Annotated in this window: 13 protein-coding genes; 8 read left to right on the forward strand and 5 right to left on the reverse strand. The window is 60.3% G+C overall.

The window, feature by feature from the left end; all coding sequences use genetic code 11:
* Positions 1 to 16 precede the first annotated feature (16 nt).
* The 7 genes from FFB58_RS13240 (at position 17) to FFB58_RS13270 (ending at position 7,575) form a co-directional block, all read left to right on the forward strand.
* Positions 17 to 793, forward strand: a complete 777-nt coding sequence (locus FFB58_RS13240) for a DUF4311 domain-containing protein (protein ID WP_039030609.1) — start codon at positions 17 to 19, stop codon at positions 791 to 793.
* A 13-nt stretch (positions 794 to 806) separates the two neighbouring features.
* Positions 807 to 1,448 (forward strand): DUF4310 family protein, encoded by a 642-nt coding sequence (locus FFB58_RS13245; protein WP_039030608.1) that lies wholly within the window; start codon positions 807 to 809, stop codon positions 1,446 to 1,448.
* A 42-nt stretch (positions 1,449 to 1,490) separates the two neighbouring features.
* Positions 1,491 to 2,624, forward strand: a complete 1,134-nt coding sequence (locus FFB58_RS13250; protein WP_138370110.1) for an amidohydrolase/deacetylase family metallohydrolase — start codon at positions 1,491 to 1,493, stop codon at positions 2,622 to 2,624.
* The gene (locus FFB58_RS13255; protein ID WP_039030606.1) at positions 2,608 to 3,726 is read left to right on the forward strand and encodes a DgaE family pyridoxal phosphate-dependent ammonia lyase; all 1,119 of its coding nucleotides are present in this window, start codon (positions 2,608 to 2,610) and stop codon (positions 3,724 to 3,726) included. Before FFB58_RS13250 ends, FFB58_RS13255 begins: the two co-directional genes overlap by 17 nt.
* Positions 3,723 to 4,463 carry a KDGP aldolase family protein gene (locus FFB58_RS13260; RefSeq protein WP_138370111.1) on the forward strand — a complete coding sequence of 247 codons (741 nt, stop codon included), beginning with the start codon at positions 3,723 to 3,725 and terminating at the stop codon, positions 4,461 to 4,463. Before FFB58_RS13255 ends, FFB58_RS13260 begins: the two co-directional genes overlap by 4 nt.
* Before the next feature lie 93 nt (positions 4,464 to 4,556).
* Complete coding sequence (locus FFB58_RS13265) at positions 4,557 to 5,645, forward strand: lactonase family protein (protein WP_138370112.1); 1,089 nt, start codon at positions 4,557 to 4,559, stop codon at positions 5,643 to 5,645.
* A 19-nt stretch (positions 5,646 to 5,664) separates the two neighbouring features.
* On the forward strand, positions 5,665 to 7,575 hold the full coding sequence (locus tag FFB58_RS13270; protein WP_039030604.1) for a PRD domain-containing protein: 1,911 nt from the start codon (positions 5,665 to 5,667) through the stop codon (positions 7,573 to 7,575).
* 2 nt (positions 7,576 to 7,577) lie between these two features.
* Here FFB58_RS13270 and nrdG read toward each other — a convergent pair whose 3' ends face one another.
* The 5 genes from nrdG to treR all read right to left on the reverse strand — a co-directional run bounded on the left by nrdG (position 7,578) and on the right by treR (position 14,899).
* The gene (gene nrdG / locus FFB58_RS13275; RefSeq protein WP_138370113.1) at positions 7,578 to 8,042 is read right to left on the reverse strand and encodes an anaerobic ribonucleoside-triphosphate reductase-activating protein; all 465 of its coding nucleotides are present in this window, start codon (positions 8,040 to 8,042) and stop codon (positions 7,578 to 7,580) included.
* A 144-nt stretch (positions 8,043 to 8,186) separates the two neighbouring features.
* Positions 8,187 to 10,325: an anaerobic ribonucleoside-triphosphate reductase gene (gene nrdD, locus FFB58_RS13280; protein ID WP_039030601.1), complete on the reverse strand. Its 2,139-nt coding sequence runs from the start codon at positions 10,323 to 10,325 to the stop codon at positions 8,187 to 8,189.
* 372 nt (positions 10,326 to 10,697) lie between these two features.
* Entirely contained in the window at positions 10,698 to 12,353 is a 1,656-nt protein-coding gene (gene treC, locus FFB58_RS13285) for an alpha,alpha-phosphotrehalase (protein ID WP_138370114.1), read from the reverse strand.
* A gap of 49 nt (positions 12,354 to 12,402) precedes the next feature.
* Positions 12,403 to 13,821, reverse strand: a complete 1,419-nt coding sequence (gene treB / locus FFB58_RS13290; RefSeq protein WP_039030599.1) for a PTS trehalose transporter subunit IIBC — start codon at positions 13,819 to 13,821, stop codon at positions 12,403 to 12,405.
* Between the two features lie 130 nt (positions 13,822 to 13,951).
* A complete protein-coding gene (gene treR / locus FFB58_RS13295; RefSeq protein ID WP_039030598.1) occupies positions 13,952 to 14,899 on the reverse strand; it encodes a trehalose operon repressor TreR in 948 nt (315 codons plus the stop codon).
* A gap of 387 nt (positions 14,900 to 15,286) precedes the next feature.
* On the opposite strand from treR, the gene mgtA reads away from it, so the two are divergent.
* Positions 15,287 to 17,989 carry a magnesium-translocating P-type ATPase gene (gene mgtA / locus FFB58_RS13300; protein WP_138370116.1) on the forward strand — a complete coding sequence of 901 codons (2,703 nt, stop codon included), beginning with the start codon at positions 15,287 to 15,289 and terminating at the stop codon, positions 17,987 to 17,989.
* Positions 17,990 to 18,143: the final 154 nt, after the last annotated feature.

Raw genomic sequence — 18,143 nt, forward strand, 5'->3', positions numbered from 1 at the left:
CTAATAGGGCAGACTAATGTTCCTGATAATTTTAATAAAATCGCTCATCATCGGCGGCCTGGTTGGCGTCGGCGTTGGTGCCGGGGCTGCACGCATGTTTCATGCGCCTACCACACAAGGTATGGGCGCGTTTCGTACGTTGGGGGAGCTGAACTCCTGTGAAGGGGATCCGGCGTCCCACTTCTCCTTTGGGTTAGGCTTCTTCTTTAACGCCTGGGCGTCGTCAGTGGCGGCGGGTTCCTTCACCCAGGACGTAGACCATCGCATCATCCCTAACTGGGGTGCTGCGGCGTTGATGATCAAAAACCGCAACGTCGGCGAGACGCTGCACGATCCCCGCAAAATGGCAATTGCCTGCGGCGTGATCGGCATGATTGTCGTCACCTTCCTGAACCTTACCGCCTCGTCCGTTCCGGCCGCGCTGCAGGTAACCGCCGTTAAGGTGCTGGTGCCGGCGGCTAACCTGCTGGTCAACACCGTGATGCCGGTGATCTTCTGGCTGGCGGCCATCGACGCGGGCAAAAAATCGGGCTTCTGGGCCACCGTCTTTGGCGGCGCGGCGCAGCTGATTATGGGTAACGCCGTACCGGGTCTGGTGCTGGGCATCCTGATCGGCAAGGGCGTGGAAGAGAGCGGCTGGAACCACGTCACCAAAGTGATGATGGCGGCCATCGTTCTGCTGTTCGTGCTGAGCGGTTTCTTCCGCGGCTTCGACATGAAGATGATTGAATCCTTCCATCTGACCGTGCCGAACTGGCTCGACATGATCCACAACTCGCTCAGCGGCAAGTAACAGGAGCCTCTAAATGGAACAAAATAAAGGTTTTTGGTATGCCGACTGGTCGTTCCCGATCTTCGTTGGCCTGCTCTCCTCCGGCGTGTTCGCCGGGACGCACATGTACTACCTCTACGGCATCGGTGCTTTTAACGAAGTGGCCTTCGTGGCGATGCTGAAAGCGGGCATCGATACCGGGGCTTACGGTGCGGTCGCGGCGTTCGGCGCCAGCTTCCTGTTCGCCCGTATTATCGAAGGTTCGCTGGTGGGGATCCTCGATATCGGTGGCGCGATCCAGACCGGCGTAGGCTTAGGCGTTCCGGCGCTGCTGCTGGGCGCGGGCATCATGTTCCCGGTGACCAACTTTGCCGCCTCGCTGGCAACCGGCCTGGTGATTGGCCTGGCGATTGGTTACGTCATCATCCTGGCGCGTAAGTTCACCATCAACCAGAGCAACTCCACCTACGGGGCAGACGTGATGATGGGGGCCGGTAACGCCTCCGGCCGCTTCCTCGGGCCGTTGATTATCCTCAGCGCGATGACCGCGTCGATTCCTATCGGCATTGGTTCGCTGGCGGGCGCACTGCTGTTCTATATCTGGCAGAAGCCGATCACCGGCGGCGCCATCCTCGGTGCAATGCTGTTGGGCTGGCTGTTCCCGGTCGCCCTTTAATACCCGCGGGCGCTCAGGCGCCCGACTTATCAGGAGAACCCCATGTTTGATTTACTCCTGCGCCGTGCGCGCCTCACCGACGATACCCTGACCGATATCGCCATTCAGGACGGGAAGATCGCGGCGACGGGCGACATCACCGATCCCGCCCACCGCACCGTTGAGCTCAACGGCGACACTTACGTCAGCGCAGGCTGGATCGACTCCCACGTCCACTGCTACCCGAACTCGCCGATTTACCACGACGAGCCGGACAGCGTCGGCATCGCCACCGGCGTCACCTCCGTGGTCGACGCGGGCAGCACCGGGGCGGACGACGTGGACGATTTCTACGCCATCACCCGCAAAGCCTCCACCGAGGTCTTTGCCCTGCTGAACATCTCCCGCGTGGGGCTGATTGCCCAGAACGAGCTGGCCAACATGGCCAACATCGACGCCGACGCGGTGAAGCAGGCGGTACAACGCCACCCGAATTTTATCGTCGGCCTGAAAGCGCGCATGAGCAGCAGCGTGGTGGGCGAGAACGGCATTACGCCGCTGGAGCGCGCCAAAACCATCCAGAAAGAGAACGGCGACCTGCCCCTGATGGTGCACATTGGCAATAACCCGCCGAACCTCGATGAGATTGCCGACCTGCTGAGTTCCGGCGACATCATTACCCACTGCTACAACGGCAAACCGAACCGCATTCTGACGCCATCCGGCGAACTGCGCGCCTCCATCACCTCCGCTCTGAAGCGCGGCGTGCGTCTGGACGTGGGCCACGGCACGGCGAGCTTCAGCTTTGAAGTGGCGAAACGCGCCATCGCGATGGGCATTCTGCCGCACACCATCAGCTCGGATATCTACTGCCGCAACCGCATCAACGGTCCGGTGGGCTCGCTGGCAAGCGTGATGTCGAAATTCCTCGCCATCGGCATGTCGCTGCCGCAGGTGATTGAGTGCGTGACCGCCAACGCCGCCGACGGCCTGCGCCTGGCGCAGAAAGGGCGTATTCAGCCGGGGCTCGATGCCGACCTGACGCTGTTCACCCTTAAGCGCCAGCCGACAGTGCTGGTGGATGCCGAAAACGACAGCCTGCAGGCTGAACACATTCTGGTGCCGCTTGCCGCGATCCGCGCGGGCAAGGGCTACATGACCGAACAAGGGAGCACGGAACATGCCTTCAATTTTTGAGAAATACAATTTAAAACAGGTGATTAACACCTCCGGACGCATGACCGCGCTCGGCGTCTCCACCCCGCGCCCGGAAGTGGTGCAGGCGGCAATGGACGGCATGAACCAGTACTTCGAGATGAAGGATCTGGTGAACAAAACCGGCGAATACATCGCGAAACTGCTGGATGTGGAAGGGGCGACCGTCGTCTCCTGCGCCTCGGCGGGCATCGCCCAGTCGGTGGCGGCCGTGCTGGTAAAAGACAGCGACTGGCTGCTGGAAAACCTGCACGTCACCCCGATTGAGAACAACGAGATCGTCCTGCCGAAGGGCCATAACGTCAACTTTGGCGCTCCGGTGGGCACTATGGTGGCGCTGGGCGGCGGCAAACTGGTGGAAGCGGGCTATGCCAACGAATGCTCCGCCGATCAGCTGGCGGCGGCGATCACTCCGCGCACGGCGGCGATCCTCTACATCAAATCTCACCACTGCGTGCAGAAGAGCATGCTCAGCGTGGAGCAGGCGGCCGTGGTGGCACGTAAGCACGACCTGCCGCTGATCGTCGATGCGGCGGCGGAAGAGGATCTGCATACCTACTACCGCTCCGGCGCGGACCTGGTAATTTACAGCGGCGCGAAGGCCATTGAAGGCCCAACCAGCGGCCTGGTGATCGGCAGGACCCAGTACGTGGAGTGGGTGAAGCGCCAGACGGCGGGCATTGGCCGCGCCATGAAGGTGGGCAAAGAGGGGATTCTCGGCCTGACCTGCGCCATCGAACACTACCTGACGGCCACCAAAGAGAGCGGTGCTGAGATGGTGGCGAAGATGACCCCGTTTATTGACGCGCTCAACACCCTGAACGGCGTGACCGCCCGCGTGGTGTGGGACAGCGCCGGTCGCGATATCGCCCGTACCGAAATCAAGTTCGACGAAGCCGCCACCGGCGTCGGCACCGGCGACCTGGTGCACGCCCTGAAGCAGGGCGAATACGCCATCTACTTCCGTGGCTACAAGGCCAACGAAGGGATCATCGAAGCGGACGTGCGCAGCGTCAGCGCCGACCAACTGAATATTGTCTATCGCCGCATCAGCGAAGTATTAGGCCAGGAGAAAAAGGCATGAAACTGACCCCCAATTTTTACCGTGACCGCGTCTGCCTGAACGTGCTGGCCGGATCGAAAGCCAATGCCAGCGCCATCTATGAGGCGGCAGAAGGCCATGTGCTGGTGGGCGTGCTCTCCAAAAACTACCCGGACGTCGACAGCGCCGTGGCCGATATGCGCGAGTATGCCGCGCTTATTGATAACGCGCTCTCCGTGGGCCTGGGGGCTGGCGACCCGAACCAGTCGGCGATGGTGAGCGAAATCTCCCGCCAGGTACAGCCGCAGCACGTCAACCAGGTCTTTACCGGCGTGGCGACCAGCCGCGCGCTGCTGGGGCAGAGCGAGTCCGTGGTCAACGGTCTGGTCTCGCCGACCGGCACCGTCGGCATGGTGAAAATCTCCACCGGCCCGCTGAGCAGCGCGTCGCCGGACGGCATTGTCCCGGTGGAAACGGCGATTGCCCTGCTGAAGGATTTCGGCGGCAGCTCGATCAAATACTTCCCGATGGGCGGCCTGAAGTGTCGTGACGAATACAAAGCGGTGGCGGAAGCCTGCGCCCGTCACGATTTCTGGCTGGAGCCGACCGGCGGCATCGATCTGGAAAACTATGAAGAGATCCTCCAGATCGCCCTGGATGCGGGTGTGAGCAAGATCATCCCGCATATCTACAGTTCGATCATCGACAAAGCCAGCGGCGACACGCGTCCGGAAGACGTGCGCACGCTGCTGGAAATGACGAAGAAACTGGTTAAGTAATAAAAACCACCCCTCACCCCAGCGGTGTAATCATCCCCTCTCCCCTATGGGGAGAGGGTCAGGGTGAGGGGAGTAAAAAATCTCAGGATCCCCATGCACACCCAACATCAGCAGTACGCCTGGGTCGGCACCTACCATCCCCACGGCGAAGGCTTATACCGCTTTACCCTCGACCCCATCACCGGCGCGCTCAGCAACAAAACCCTGGCGCATACCCTGACAAACGCCGCGCAGCTGGCTATTGCGCCGGATGGCAATACGCTCTATCTGGCAAGCGAAGTAGAGCAGGGCGTTGTTCAGGCGCTGCGTATTGATGACGCCGGAGAATTGCATCTGCTGAACGAGGTGGCGTCCGGCGGCGCAGGCCCGGTATCCCTGTCGTTGACCCCTACCGGACGTTACCTGCTGGTGGCGAACTACGGGAGCGGGTCGGTGGCCGTTCTGCCGGTGAAGGCAGATGGCAGCCTGAGTGAGGCCAGCGACGTTCATCTGCATCGGGGCGAACCGGGTGTGGCAAAACCGGAAGCCGCCGTGGAGGGCAGTTTTGCCATCAGCGGGCATAGCGGCCCGCATGCCCACATGATCGCCGCCGATCCGCGCGGGAAGTTCGTTTTTTCTACCGATCTGGGGCTGGATCGTATTTATCAGTACCGTTTTGACGATCAAAGCGGAACGCTGATCCCGAACGATCCGCCGTTTATCAGCGCCTCCTCGAAAGGGGCAGGGCCGCGCCATTTCGTCTTTACGCCAAAAGGTGATGCCCTGTGGCTGATTAACGAAGAGGCGTCTACGCTGACCCATTATGTGCTGGATAACAGCGGCAGGCTGAAAGAGGGTAAAACGGTCTCCGCGCTGCCGGCAGGTTACAAAGGCACCAGTTTTGCCGCCGGGCTGGCATTAAGCACCGATGGAAAACAGCTCTATGTCGCTAACCGTTTGCATAACAGCATCGGGCACTTTACCGTAACGGCGGACGGCATCCTGACCCATCAGGACGATGTCTGGACGCGGGGCGATTACCCGCGCACCCTGACGCTGGATAAAGAGGGACGCTGGCTGTACGTCATGAACCAGCGCAGCGACAACATCACCCGTTTTCGCGTGGCGCAGGACGGCAGGCTGAGCTTTGAGCCAGACTACACCCCGGTAGGCAGTCCATCCCAGATGGTCATTTCACCCTGAGCAGTAAGAGGACAACCCCGTGCGATTTCCCAACCAACGTTTAGCGCAACTGTTCGAGATGTTGCAAAACGAAACGCTGCCGCAGGATGAACTGGCGCAGCGGTTGTCGGTATCCACGCGTACCGTCCGGGCGGACATTTCCGCGCTCAACGCGCTGCTGGCGGGGAACGGGGCGCAGTTTATCCTCAGCCGCGGGAACGGCTACCAGCTGAAGATCGACGATCCGGCGCGCTATCAGCTGCTGCAGGATTCCCACCCACGGATGCTGCGTATTCCGCGCACCGGCCCGGAACGGGTGCACTACCTGGTGGTGCGTTTTCTCACCTCGGCGTTCTCCCTCAAGCTGGAAGATCTGGCCGACGAGTGGTTCGTCAGCCGCGCTACGCTGCAGAGCGATATGGCGGAGGTGCGGGAGTGGTTTCACCGCTACCGCCTGACCCTGGAGACCCGTCCGCGTCACGGCATGAAGCTGTTTGGCAGCGAGATGGCGATCCGCGCCTGCCTGACCGATCTGCTGTGGCAGCTGGCGCAGCAGGACAATCTCAACCCGCTGGTGACGGAAGTGGCGCTGAATGCGGGCGTGCCGGAGCAGCTCGCCGCCGTCCTGCATGAGACCTTTACCCGCCATCACATTCGCCTCACCGATGAGGGGGAGCTGTTTTTACGCCTCTACGGCGCGGTGACGGTGCGACGCATCAGCGAAGGCTATCCGCTGCCGGAATTTAACGCCGAAGAGGTGGCCGAGAACGTGCGCGACGCCGCGCGGGATATCGCCAGCGCCATCGCCCGGCTGGCAGATAAAACGCTGGCACCGTCGGAAGTGACCTGGCTGGGGGTGCATATCGCCGCGCGCCAGGTGCAGGAGATCTCCCCCAGCGCCATCAACGCCGATGATGAAGAGGCGCTGGTGAACTACATCCTGCGCTATATCAACACCCACTATAACTACAACCTGCTCGACGACGCCCAGCTGCACGCGGATCTGCTGACCCACATTAAGACCATGATTACCCGGGTGCGCTACCAGATCATGATCCCCAATCCGCTGCTGGATAACATTAAGCAGCACTACCCGATGGCCTGGGACATGACCCTCGCGGCGGTCTCCAGCTGGGGCAAATACACCCCGTATGCGATCAGCGAAAACGAGATTGGCTTCCTGGTGCTGCATATCGGCGTCGGGCTGGAGCGCCACTACAACATCGGCTATCAGCGCCAGCCGCGGGTAATGCTGGTGTGCGACGCGGGCAACGCCATGGTGCGGATGATCGAGGCGGTGTTGCAGCGCAAGTATCCGCAAATCGAGGTCACCCGCGTCCTGACGCTGCGGGAGTATGAGCAGTGCGAAAGCATCAGCGAAGATTTTGTCATTTCCACCGCGCGCGTCGGCGAAAAAGCCAAGCCGGTGGTGATGATCGCCCCGTTCCCGACCGACTATCAGCTGGAGCAGATTGGCAAGCTGGTGCTGGTGGACAGAACCCGCCCGTGGATGCTGGAGAAGTATTTCGACGCCAGCCACTTCCGCGTGATTGAAAAACCCATCGACCAGCAGACGCTGTTCCAGGAGCTGTGCGGCCAGCTGCAGGAGGAGGGGTTTGTGAACGCGGAGTTTCTCGACTCGGTGGTCGAGCGTGAGGCCATCGTCAGCACCCTGCTCGGCGACGGTATCGCCCTGCCGCACTCCCTTGGTTTGCTGGCGCAAAAGACCGTGGTTTACACCGTGCTGGCCCCACAGGGCATCCAGTGGGGGGATGAAACCGCGCACGTCATCTTCCTGCTCGCCATCAGCAAAAGCGAGTATGAAGAGGCAATGGCCATCTACGATATTTTCGTCACCTTCCTGCGCGAACGGGCGATGACCCGGCTGTGCGGCTGCCACGACTTTGCGGAATTTAAATCCGTGGCAATGGAGTGTTTGAGCCGGTTTTGAGCTCAACGCAAATGATGCACCACCTGGTTACTGCTGCCGCGCCAGATAAGCATCGGATCTTTCAGATCCTGCACGAACTTGCCGTCGATCAGCACGTTGATCAGATCCACCACCTGCAGCTGGGCGTCGTTCAGTTCGTCCAGCTTGTAGCCGGTCCACATCCAGATATCTTTTCCCGGGCACTCGGCGCGGATGCGCTGCACCAGTTTTAAGATATCCGGCACGTTTTGCGGATGCAGCGGATCGCCGCCGGATAACGAAATGCCCTGGCGTTTAATGCGCGTGTCGTTGAGATCGTCGATGATCCGCTGCTCCATCTCTGCGGTAAACGGCATCCCGGAGTTCAGCCGCCAGGTGCTTTTGTTATAACAGCCGGGGCATTCGTGGATGCAGCCCGAGACAAACAGGGTGCAGCGGGTGCCGGGGCCGTTGACGATGTCGACGTGGTAGTATTGGTGGTATCGCATAGAAGTCGTCCATAGAGTCGTGCGCGCTGAGACCCTCACCCCGGCCCTCTCCCTGAAAGGGAGAGGGAGAAAACCGGTGCCGGGCTCAACAATGTGCTCGATCGATCCCCTCTCCCCTATGGGGAGAGGGTTAGGGTGAGGGGATTACCCGATCTGCCCATTCCCTAAATGCTTAACCCGGCGCTTCACCTCTTCCTGCTTACCGGCGTTGAACGGACGGGCGTCCGGGCTACCCAGATAACCGCACACGCGGCGGGTCACGGAGACGCGGGCGGCGTCGTGGTTACCGCATTTCGGGCAGGTGAAGCCTTTGCTGGTGCATTCGAACTCACCGGTAAAGCCGCACTCGTAGCACTCGTCGATTGGCGTGTTGGTGCCGTAATAAGGCACGTGCTGATAGCTGTAATCCCACACGTCTTCCAGCGCCTTCAGGTTGTGCTGGATGTTCGGATATTCGCCGTAACAGATAAACCCGCCGCTCGCCACCGGTGGGTAGGCCGCTTCGAAATCGATCTTGTCGTACGGGTTCACCTTCTTCTCCACGTCGAGGTGGAAGCTGTTGGTGTAGTAGCCTTTATCGGTCACACCCTCCACCACGCCAAACTCGGCGGTATCCAGGCGGCAGAAGCGGTCGCACAGGTTTTCGCTCGGGGTGCTGTAGAGGCTGAAGCCGTAGCCGGTTTCGTCTTTCCACCGATCCACCGCGTCGCGAAGGCGCTGCACGATAGCTATGCCTTTCTCACGCAGGGCTTCGCTGTCATAGATGTGCTTGTCACCACAGAGCGCATTAATGGTTTCATGAATGCCGATATAGCCCAGCGAAATGGACGCCCGGCCATTCTTGAAGATCTCCGACACATCGTCGTCGGCTTTCAGACGCACGCCGCAGGCCCCTTCCATATACAGGATTGGCGCGACGCGGGCCTTGACCCCTTCCAGACGGGCTATACGGGTCATCAGCGCTTTACGCGCCAGCACCAGACGCTCGTCCAGCAGTTTCCAGAAGGCCGCTTCGTCGCCTTTGGCTTCCAGCGCGATGCGCGGCAGGTTGAGGCTGATGACGCCCAGGTTGTTACGCCCGTCGTGGATCTGCTCGCCGTTTTCATCTTCGTAGACGCCGAGGAAGCTGCGGCAGCCCATCGGGGTTTTGAACGAGCCGGTGACTTTCACCACCTGGTCATAGTTCAGAATGTCCGGGTACATGCGCTTGCTCGCGCACTCCAGCGCCAGCTGCTTGATGTCGTAGTTGGCATCGCCGAACTTGTGGTTCAGGCCGTCGCGGATGGCGAACACCAGCTTCGGGAACACCGCGGTTTTGCGGTTTTTGCCGAGGCCGGAGATACGGTTGCGCAGAATGGACTGCTGGATCAGGCGCGACTCCCAGCTGGTGCCCAGGCCAAAGCCAAAGGTGACAAACGGCGTCTGGCCGTTGGCGGTGTGCAGGGTGTTCACTTCGTATTCCAGCGACTGGAAGGCGTCGTAGCACTCTTTCTCGGTGCGGGAGCGGGCATAGCCGTCCGCATCCGGGATCTGCCACTCTTCTGCCACCTGACGGTGCTTGTCAAAGCTGGCGGTCACAAACGGGGCCAGCACTTCGTCGATACGGTTGATGGTGGTCCCGCCATAAATATGGCTGGCAACCTGGGCGATGATCTGCGCGGTTACCGCAGTGGCGGTAGAGATCGACTTTGGCGGCTCAATCTCGGCGTTGCCCATCTTAAAGCCGTGGGTCAGCATACCTTTCAGGTCGATCAGCATGCAGTTGAACATCGGGAAGAACGGTGAATAGTCGAGATCGTGATAGTGAATATCCCCGCGCTCGTGGGCCTGCACCACGTCGCGCGGCAGCAGGTGCTGACGGGCATAGTGTTTGGCGACGATACCCGCCAGCAGGTCGCGCTGGGTCGGGATCACCTTGCTGTCTTTGTTGGCGTTTTCGTTGAGCAGCGCGGAGTTGGTTTGTTCGACCAGGCCACGGATCTCCTGGTTCAGACGACCGCGTTTTTCACGTTCGATATCCCGGTCGTGACGGTATTCAATGTAGGCGCGCGCCAGCTGCTTGTACGGGCCAGACATCAGCTGGTTTTCCACCGCGGTCTGGATCTCGTTGATGTCGACCTTGCTGCGGTCATGCATCTGATTGCTGACGACTTCTGCGACGGTGGCGCAATAGTCTGCGTCATCGACTCCCGCTGCTTTAGCTGCACGCAGAATCGCTTCCTTGATGCGCTCTGATTTGAAAGGCACGTTACAGCCATCTCGTTTCATCACATGCGGTGTCATGATCACTCCATTTTAAGAACAGGTTATCCACAGAAGCAGGGAAAAGGGTCGGGGCCGTAACTGCCGACGCGCGCGCGATTTCTCCTGATATCGACCCTTTTTATCCACAAACTGGTGCAGTCTGGGTTGCAAAGTCTTGTGGCAATAATAGACGATGAATACAACATCTTGGGTCGGCGAGCATTCTAAGTTCTATATGTAGTGATTTGCATCAAACTTGTTTGCGATTTATTTGATTCAGGACAAGGTAAAAAACGAAGTGTACAGATGACGGGCGATCCGGGGTTTGTAAATTCTTCAAGCGCTAATCTGGTTGATTTTCCACCAAAAAAAGCGTGCGCCGGGCAAGGGTGCGCTGCCCGGCGGATAACATCAGTTTTGCAGCCACCACACCGCTTCAAAGGGACGCAGGGTCATGGCGCCAGGCTGCCGGGACACCTCGGCATAGTTGCTCATCGCCACCTGCCATTTGCCGTCCACCGAATGCGGCTGCCACGGCTGGCACTCGCGGCTCAGGTTCGCGACCACCATTAGCGTCTGGCCCTGCCAGTGACGGCGATAGCACCACAGCGACGGGTGATCCGGGAGCAGATCCTGGTAATCCCCCCAGGTCAGCACCGGCAGGGTTTTACGCAGCTGGATAAGCGCCTGGTAGGTGTAAAATACCGAGTCGGGATCGGCCAGCGCCGCGTCAACGTTGATCGCCTCTGCGTTATCGCCCAGCCCAATCCACGGCTCGCCGGTGGTGAATCCGGCGTTGGGGGAGGCATCCCACTGCATCGGCGTGCGGCTGTTATCCCGGGACTTACTTGCGAGGATCGCCAGCAGGTCGTCGGCATCCCGTCCCTGGTTGCGCAGTTCGGCGAACATGTTGTGGCTCTCCACGTCGCGATAATCGGTGATGCGGCTGAAGTGCGGGTTGGTCATGCCAATCTCTTCACCCTGGTAGATGTAGGGCGTGCCCTGCATCCCGTGCAGCACCATCGCCAGCATCTTCGCCGCCGGGACGCGGTACTCTCCCTCGTCGCCGAAGCGCGAGACGATGCGCGGCTGATCGTGGTTACACCAGAACAGCGCGTTCCACGCCCGGTTGTGCATCCCCTGCTGCCAGTGGCTGAACAGGCTTTTCAGCGCCACAAAGTCCGGCTTTGCCAGGGTCCACTTCTCGCCGTTGGGATAATCCACCTTCAGATGGTGGAAGTTAAAGGTCATCGACAGCTCGCGCCCGTCCAGCGCCGCGTACTGCTGGCAGTGTTCCAGGCTGGTAGAGGACATCTCGCCCACCGTCATCAGGTTGCGCGGGATGAAGACGTCCCGGCTCATCTCCTGCAGATAGTCGTGAATACGCGGCCCGTCGGTATAGAAGCGGCGACCGTCGCCGAACTCATCCTCCGGGAAGTCCTGATCTTTCGAAATCAGATTAATCACGTCGAGGCGCAGGCCGTCCACGCCGCGATCGGCCCAGAACTCGCACACCTTTTTCAGCTCGGCGCGCACCTCGGGGTTCTCCCAGTTCAGGTCCGCCTGTTCCGGGGCAAAAAGGTGCAGATAGTACTGCTCGCTCTCGGCATGCCAGCGCCAGGCGTTGCCGCCAAACTTGGAGCGCCAGTTATTAGGCGCCTGCTCCGGGGTGCCGTCGCGCCAGATATAGAACTCGCGGTACGGGCTTTGCGGGTTCAGCGACTCGCGGAACCACGCGTGCTGGGTGGAGGTGTGGTTAAACACCATATCCAGCACGATGCGCATTCCGCGGCGATGGGCTTCGGCCACCAGCTCGTCGAAGTCGTCCAGGGTGCCGTAGGCCGGATCGATGCTGACGTAGTTCGCCACGTCGTAGCCGTTATCCACCTGCGGAGAGATGTAGAATGGCGTCAGCCAGAGGGCGTCAACGCCGAGGGTTTTGAGGTAGTCGAGACGCGACGTCACGCCGCGCAGATCCCCGGTGCCGCGCCCGGTGGTGTCCTGGAAGCTCTTCGGGTAGATCTGATAGATGACGCCGTTTTGCCACCAGTGAGGAAGGGTATTCATCATGCGTTCCTGCAAATGCGAAGGGGGCGCAACTGCGCCCCGAAGAAGATTAAACCGCCTGTAACGCGCCCTGACGGTACTTGCGCTGATAGACAACGGTGGTCAGCGCCATCGGGACGATGATCGCCACGGCCATTGCCAGGGAGAACACCTGCCAGTAGGTCGGCTGGATGGAGAGGATGCCCGGCAGGCCGCCGACGCCAATGCCGTTGGCCATCACGCCGTTCAGTCCACACAGCAGGCCCGCCAGCCCGGAGCCGATCATGGCGCACAGCATCGGGAAGCGGTACTTCAGGTTGATACCGTACATCGCCGGTTCGGTGACCCCGAGGTAGGCGGAGATGGCCGCCGGTACCGAGATTTCACGCTCGTTATGCTTGCGGCTGACGATGATGATGCCGGTGACCGCCGAGGCCTGGGCAATGTTCGACAGGGCAATCAGCGGCCACACCGGGGTACCGCCGAGGCTCTGGATCATCTGCATATCAATGGCCAGGGTGGTCTGATGCACGCCGGTGATCACCAGCGGGGCATACAGGAAGCCAAACAGCGCGGCGCCAATCGGGGCGAAGCTGCCGGTCATCAGGTGACGCACCGCGTAAGCAACGCCGTCGCCAATCATGCGGCCAAACGGACCGATAAAGGCGTGGGCGAGGAACACCGCGAGGATCAGGGAGCAGACCGGCACCACCACCAGATAGAGGTAGTCCGGCACCATGCGCTTGAGGCGGGTTTCAATCATCCCCAGCGCCAGGCCAGCCAGCAGGGCCGGGATCACCTGCGCCTGATAGCCCACTTTGGCGATGGTAAACAGGCCGAAGTTCCACACCTCGGGCACCTGCTGTCCAAGTAAGTAAGCGTTCATTAACTGCGGAGAGACCAGCGTCACGCCCAGTACGATACCCAGGATCGGGGTACCGCCCATTTTGCGCACCGCCGACCAGCAGATGCCCACCGGCAGATAGAAGAAGATGGCCTCGCCAATCAGCCACAGGAAGTCATAGATGCTCTGCAGGGCCGGATACATCTGGGCCAGGGTTTTGCCGTCGCTCATCGGCACATCGCCAATCACGTTACGGAAGCCGAGGATCAGGCCTCCGCTGATCAGCGCCGGCAGCAGCGGGAAGAAAATCTCCGCGAAATGTGAAATGAGCTGTTCATGCCACTTCATGTTCTGGCGCGCCGCTTTCTTGGCCTGCTCTTTATCAGCCGAGGAGTGGCCGGTGGTCGCCAGCAGCGCCTTGTAGTAGTCGCCCACTTCGGTGCCGATCACGACCTGGAATTGTCCGGCGTTGGTGAAGCAGCCTTTTACCATCGACAGATCTTCGATGGCTTTCGGGTCGGCTTTGGCCGGGTCGTTTAACACAAAACGCAGGCGGGTAATGCAGTGGCTGACCGTGGCGATATTGTCACGTCCGCCAACCAGCAGGATCAGCTGGTCGATATCCGTTTGTTTTACTTTGCTCATCATGAAACCTCATGACACTCGTTCAGGGGGAGGAAGATAACTGGTGGCAAGCCTACTCTTAACCTCAATTAACGAAAATGGGAACGTTCCCGAAATCGGGCGAGGATCACAATAAAGCGTCTTTTGACGCTCAGGAAAGGGTGGCGGGAATGACGATCTGGCGTGGTTTGCTGCGGCCGTTAATCTGCTCAATCAGCTGCAGAGCGGCCTGGCGGCCGGAGTCGGCGTAGCCCGGATCGACGGTGATGATCTCCGGATGCAGGAACTTCATCAGCGGCGTGTTGCCCACGCTCGCCAGCTGCAGGCTGTCGATGCGCTGCTCTTGTAAGTACTTACTTGCACCCAGAGCCAGAGTATCCGTAGCGCAGACCAGCGCGGTGGTCTGCGGGGTCAGCACGTCGGCTACCTTCTCATAGCCCTGTTTCATCCCCAGACCGGGTAAGGCGGCGACCGCAGGCAGCGCGTGCTGTTTGCAGAATTCCAGATACGCAGCATGGCGGCGCTGGCCGGTGGTGACGTCGCTGTGGGGCACGCCAAGATAGCTGATATGGCGATGGCCGCTCTCATACAGGCACTGCATCAGAATGTGAATAGCCCCTTCATCGTCATAGCATACCGAGGCAAATCCGCGGGCATCGCGCGCCAGCAGCACCAGCGAGGACTGCCACGGGGTGAGCATCTCTTCACTGATGCCGGTAAAACCAAACAGCACCACGCCGTCGATATTGCGGCGCTTGAGCATCCCGAGATGCTCTTCCACCATCTGCGGCGAGAACTTACTCTCCATCATGATCGGATCGTAGCCCTGTTCGTAGAAGGCGGGCAGCATGGTCTGGACGGCCAGGTTTTCCGACAGCGAATCCAGACGGGTGACGATGATTGCCACCACCTTGTCGCTCTGGCCACGCATGGCGCGCGCCGAGCGGGAAGGGGAAAAACCGTGCTGATCCATTACCGCCTCGACGCGCTCGCGCGTGCGCTGGCTGACACCACTTTCGTTATTCAGCACCCGCGAGACGGTGGATTTACCCACGCCGCTCAGACGGGCAATGTCTTTAATGGTGAGGCGGTTCTGCATGCTTTATATCCTGTTATGCATCAATGAAATAATCAGTAAGCCTAAATCGGGTATGGCGATGTGCAATGGGCAATGTCTGGTTTACGTTTGGTTTAATGCCAGGGCGGTATCATACCGCCCGAATTGTCACTCACGGTATGGTTAAAACACTATACTGCGCGCCGACTTACCTTTTTTTACTTACCGGAGGCCGTATGGATCCCGATCCCACCCCTCTCCCGACAGGGAGAACCCTTTTACCCCGGTAAGTCTCTTCCTGCCTTACCGGATGCGTAAGGCAGTGACGTTTTATCCGTCCCTGCATAGTTGATATCGCCGCTCAGGCGTGGCTTTGTCACGTCTGATGGCAAGACTGCGCCCGTTTTTTACGGGTGCGGGGGACTTCGTATGTTCAAAAATTTCACCCAACAGCTGTTCACCCGGCTGAGCCGCCATCTGCCGCGTCGTCTGGTGCAGCGTGCGCCAATGGCAACCGGTAAAACCGATGCCGCTGTTCCCGGCGCGCTTGCCGCCCACTGCCTGCGGGTCGCCGCAATGAAAGAGAATGCGCTCTGGCACGCATTCGCCAGCCACCCGGAAGGGTTGAATGCCACAGAGGTGGGGATCGCCCGTGCCCGCCATGGCAAGAATGAAATCCCGGCGCAAAAACCGGCCCGCTGGTGGGTTCATCTGTGGACCTGCTACCGCAATCCTTTCAACCTGCTGCTGACGGTGCTGGGAGTTATCTCCTATGCCACCGAAGACCTGTTTGCCGCCGGGGTGATCGCCCTGATGGTGGGCATCTCCACGCTGCTGAACTTCATTCAGGAAGCCCGTTCAACCCGCGCGGCGGATGCCCTGAAGGCGATGGTCAGCAACACCGCCACCGTCCTGCGCACCCTCAACGACAAAGGCGAAAGCGGCTGGCAGGAGATACCCATCGATCAGCTGGTGCCAGGGGATCTGGTTAAGCTGGCGGCCGGGGACATGATCCCGGCGGACCTGCGTATCCTTCAGGCGCGCGACCTGTTCGTGGCGCAGGCCTCGCTGACCGGTGAATCCCTGCCGGTGGAGAAGGTGGCCCACAGCCGCGATCCGCAGCAGAGCAACCCGCTCGAGTGCGACACCCTGTGCTTTATGGGCACCACGGTGGTGAGCGGTACGGCGCAGGCGATGGTGATCGCGACAGGGGGCAACACCTGGTTTGGACAGCTGGCCGGGCGCGTCAGCGAGCAGGAGAGTGAGCCGAACGCCTTCCAGCAGGGGATTGGCCGCGTCAGCATGCTGCTGATCCGCTTTATGCTGGCGATGACCCCCATTGTGCTGCTGATTAATGGCTACACCAAAGGCGACTGGTGGGAAGCGGCGCTGTTTGCCCTCTCGGTGGCGGTGGGGCTCACCCCGGAGATGCTGCCGATGATTGTCACCTCGACCCTGGCGCGCGGGGCGGTAAAACTCTCGAAGCAAAAGGTGATCGTCAAACACCTCGACGCCATTCAGAACTTTGGCGCGATGGACATCCTCTGCACCGACAAAACCGGGACTCTGACCCAGGACAAGATCGTGCTGGAGCACCACACCGACGTTTCGGGCAAGATTTGCGAGCGGGTGCTGGAAACCGCGTGGCTGAACAGCCACTACCAGACCGGGCTGAAAAACCTGCTCGACGTTGCGGTGCTGGAAGGGGTGGACGAAGCTGCCGCCCGCACCCTCTCGACCCGCTGGCAGAAAGTGGATGAGATCCCCTTTGATTTCGAGCGTCGACGCATGTCGGTGGTGGTGAGTGAAGAGCAGGGCGTGCATCTGCTGATCTGCAAAGGGGCGCTGCAGGAGATCCTGAATGTCTCTACCCAGGTACGGCATCACGGCGAGATTGTCCCGCTGGACGAAAGCATGCTGCGGCGCATCCGGCGCGTGACCGACAACCTCAACCGCCAGGGGCTGCGCGTGGTGGCGGTGGCCAGCAAGTTTCTGCCGGCCCGCGAGGGCGATTACCAGCGCATCGATGAATCGGATCTGATCCTCGAGGGCTACATCGCCTTCCTCGATCCGCCGAAAGAGACCACGGCGCCAGCGTTAAAGGCGCTGAAAGAGAGCGGCATCACGGTGAAAATCCTCACCGGCGACAGCGAGCTGGTGGCGGCGAAAGTGTGCCGCGAAGTGGGCCTGGACGCGGGCGAGGTGGTGACGGGCAGCGAGATTGAAGCGCTGACTGACGACGCGCTGGCACTGCTCGCTAAGCGCACCACGCTGTTTGCGCGCCTGACGCCGATGCACAAAGAGCGCATCGTCACCCTGCTGAAGCGCGAGGGGCACGTGGTGGGCTTTATGGGGGATGGCATTAACGATGCCCCCGCGCTGCGAGCGGCGGATATCGGTATTTCGGTGGACGGGGCGGTGGATATCGCCCGGGAAGCGGCGGATATCATTCTGCTGGAGAAGAGCCTGATGGTGCTGGAAGAGGGGGTGATCGAAGGCCGCCGCACCTTCGCCAACATGCTCAAGTACATCAAAATGACCGCCAGCTCCAACTTCGGCAACGTCTTCAGCGTGCTGGTGGCGAGCGCGTTCCTGCCGTTCCTGCCGATGCTGCCGCTGCATCTGCTGATCCAGAACCTGATGTACGACATCTCCCAGGTGGCGATCCCGTTTGATAACGTCGACGAGGATCAGATCCAGAAGCCGCAGCGCTGGGACCCGGCAGAACTGGGCCGTTTCATGCTCTTTTTCGGCCCGATCAGCTCCATCTTTGACATTCTGACCTTCTGCCTGATGTGGTTTGTGTTCCACGCTAATACCCCGGAACAGCAGACCCTGTTCCAGTCCGGCTGGTTCGTGGTCGGGCTGCTGTCGCAAACGCTGATTGTGCATATGATCCGCACCCGCCGCATTCCGTTCCTCCAGAGCCGTGCCGCCTGGCCGCTGATCCTGATGACCGGCCTGGTGATGGTGCTCGGCATCGCGCTGCCGTTCTCGCCGCTGGCGGGCTATCTGCAACTGCAGGCGCTGCCGCTCAGCTACTTCCCGTGGCTGGTGGCGATCCTCGCCGGGTATATGGTGCTGACGCAGTTGGTGAAAGGATTCTATAGCCGCCGGTACGGGTGGCAGTGAAAAATCTACCCCTCACCCTAACCCTCTCCCCATAGGGGAGAGGGGACGATTACACCCTCGCCCCTTTGGGGAGAGGGCCGGGGTGAGGGGCTCCGTTTTCTCCCAAATTCAACAACCTGTGATCTCCGTCATCCGCCGTGCTTGACGCTAATTT

This window comes from Enterobacter sp. MF024 (genome assembly GCF_005843915.1).
In the GTDB taxonomy this organism is placed as follows: Bacteria; Pseudomonadota; Gammaproteobacteria; order Enterobacterales; family Enterobacteriaceae; genus Enterobacter; species Enterobacter barmai.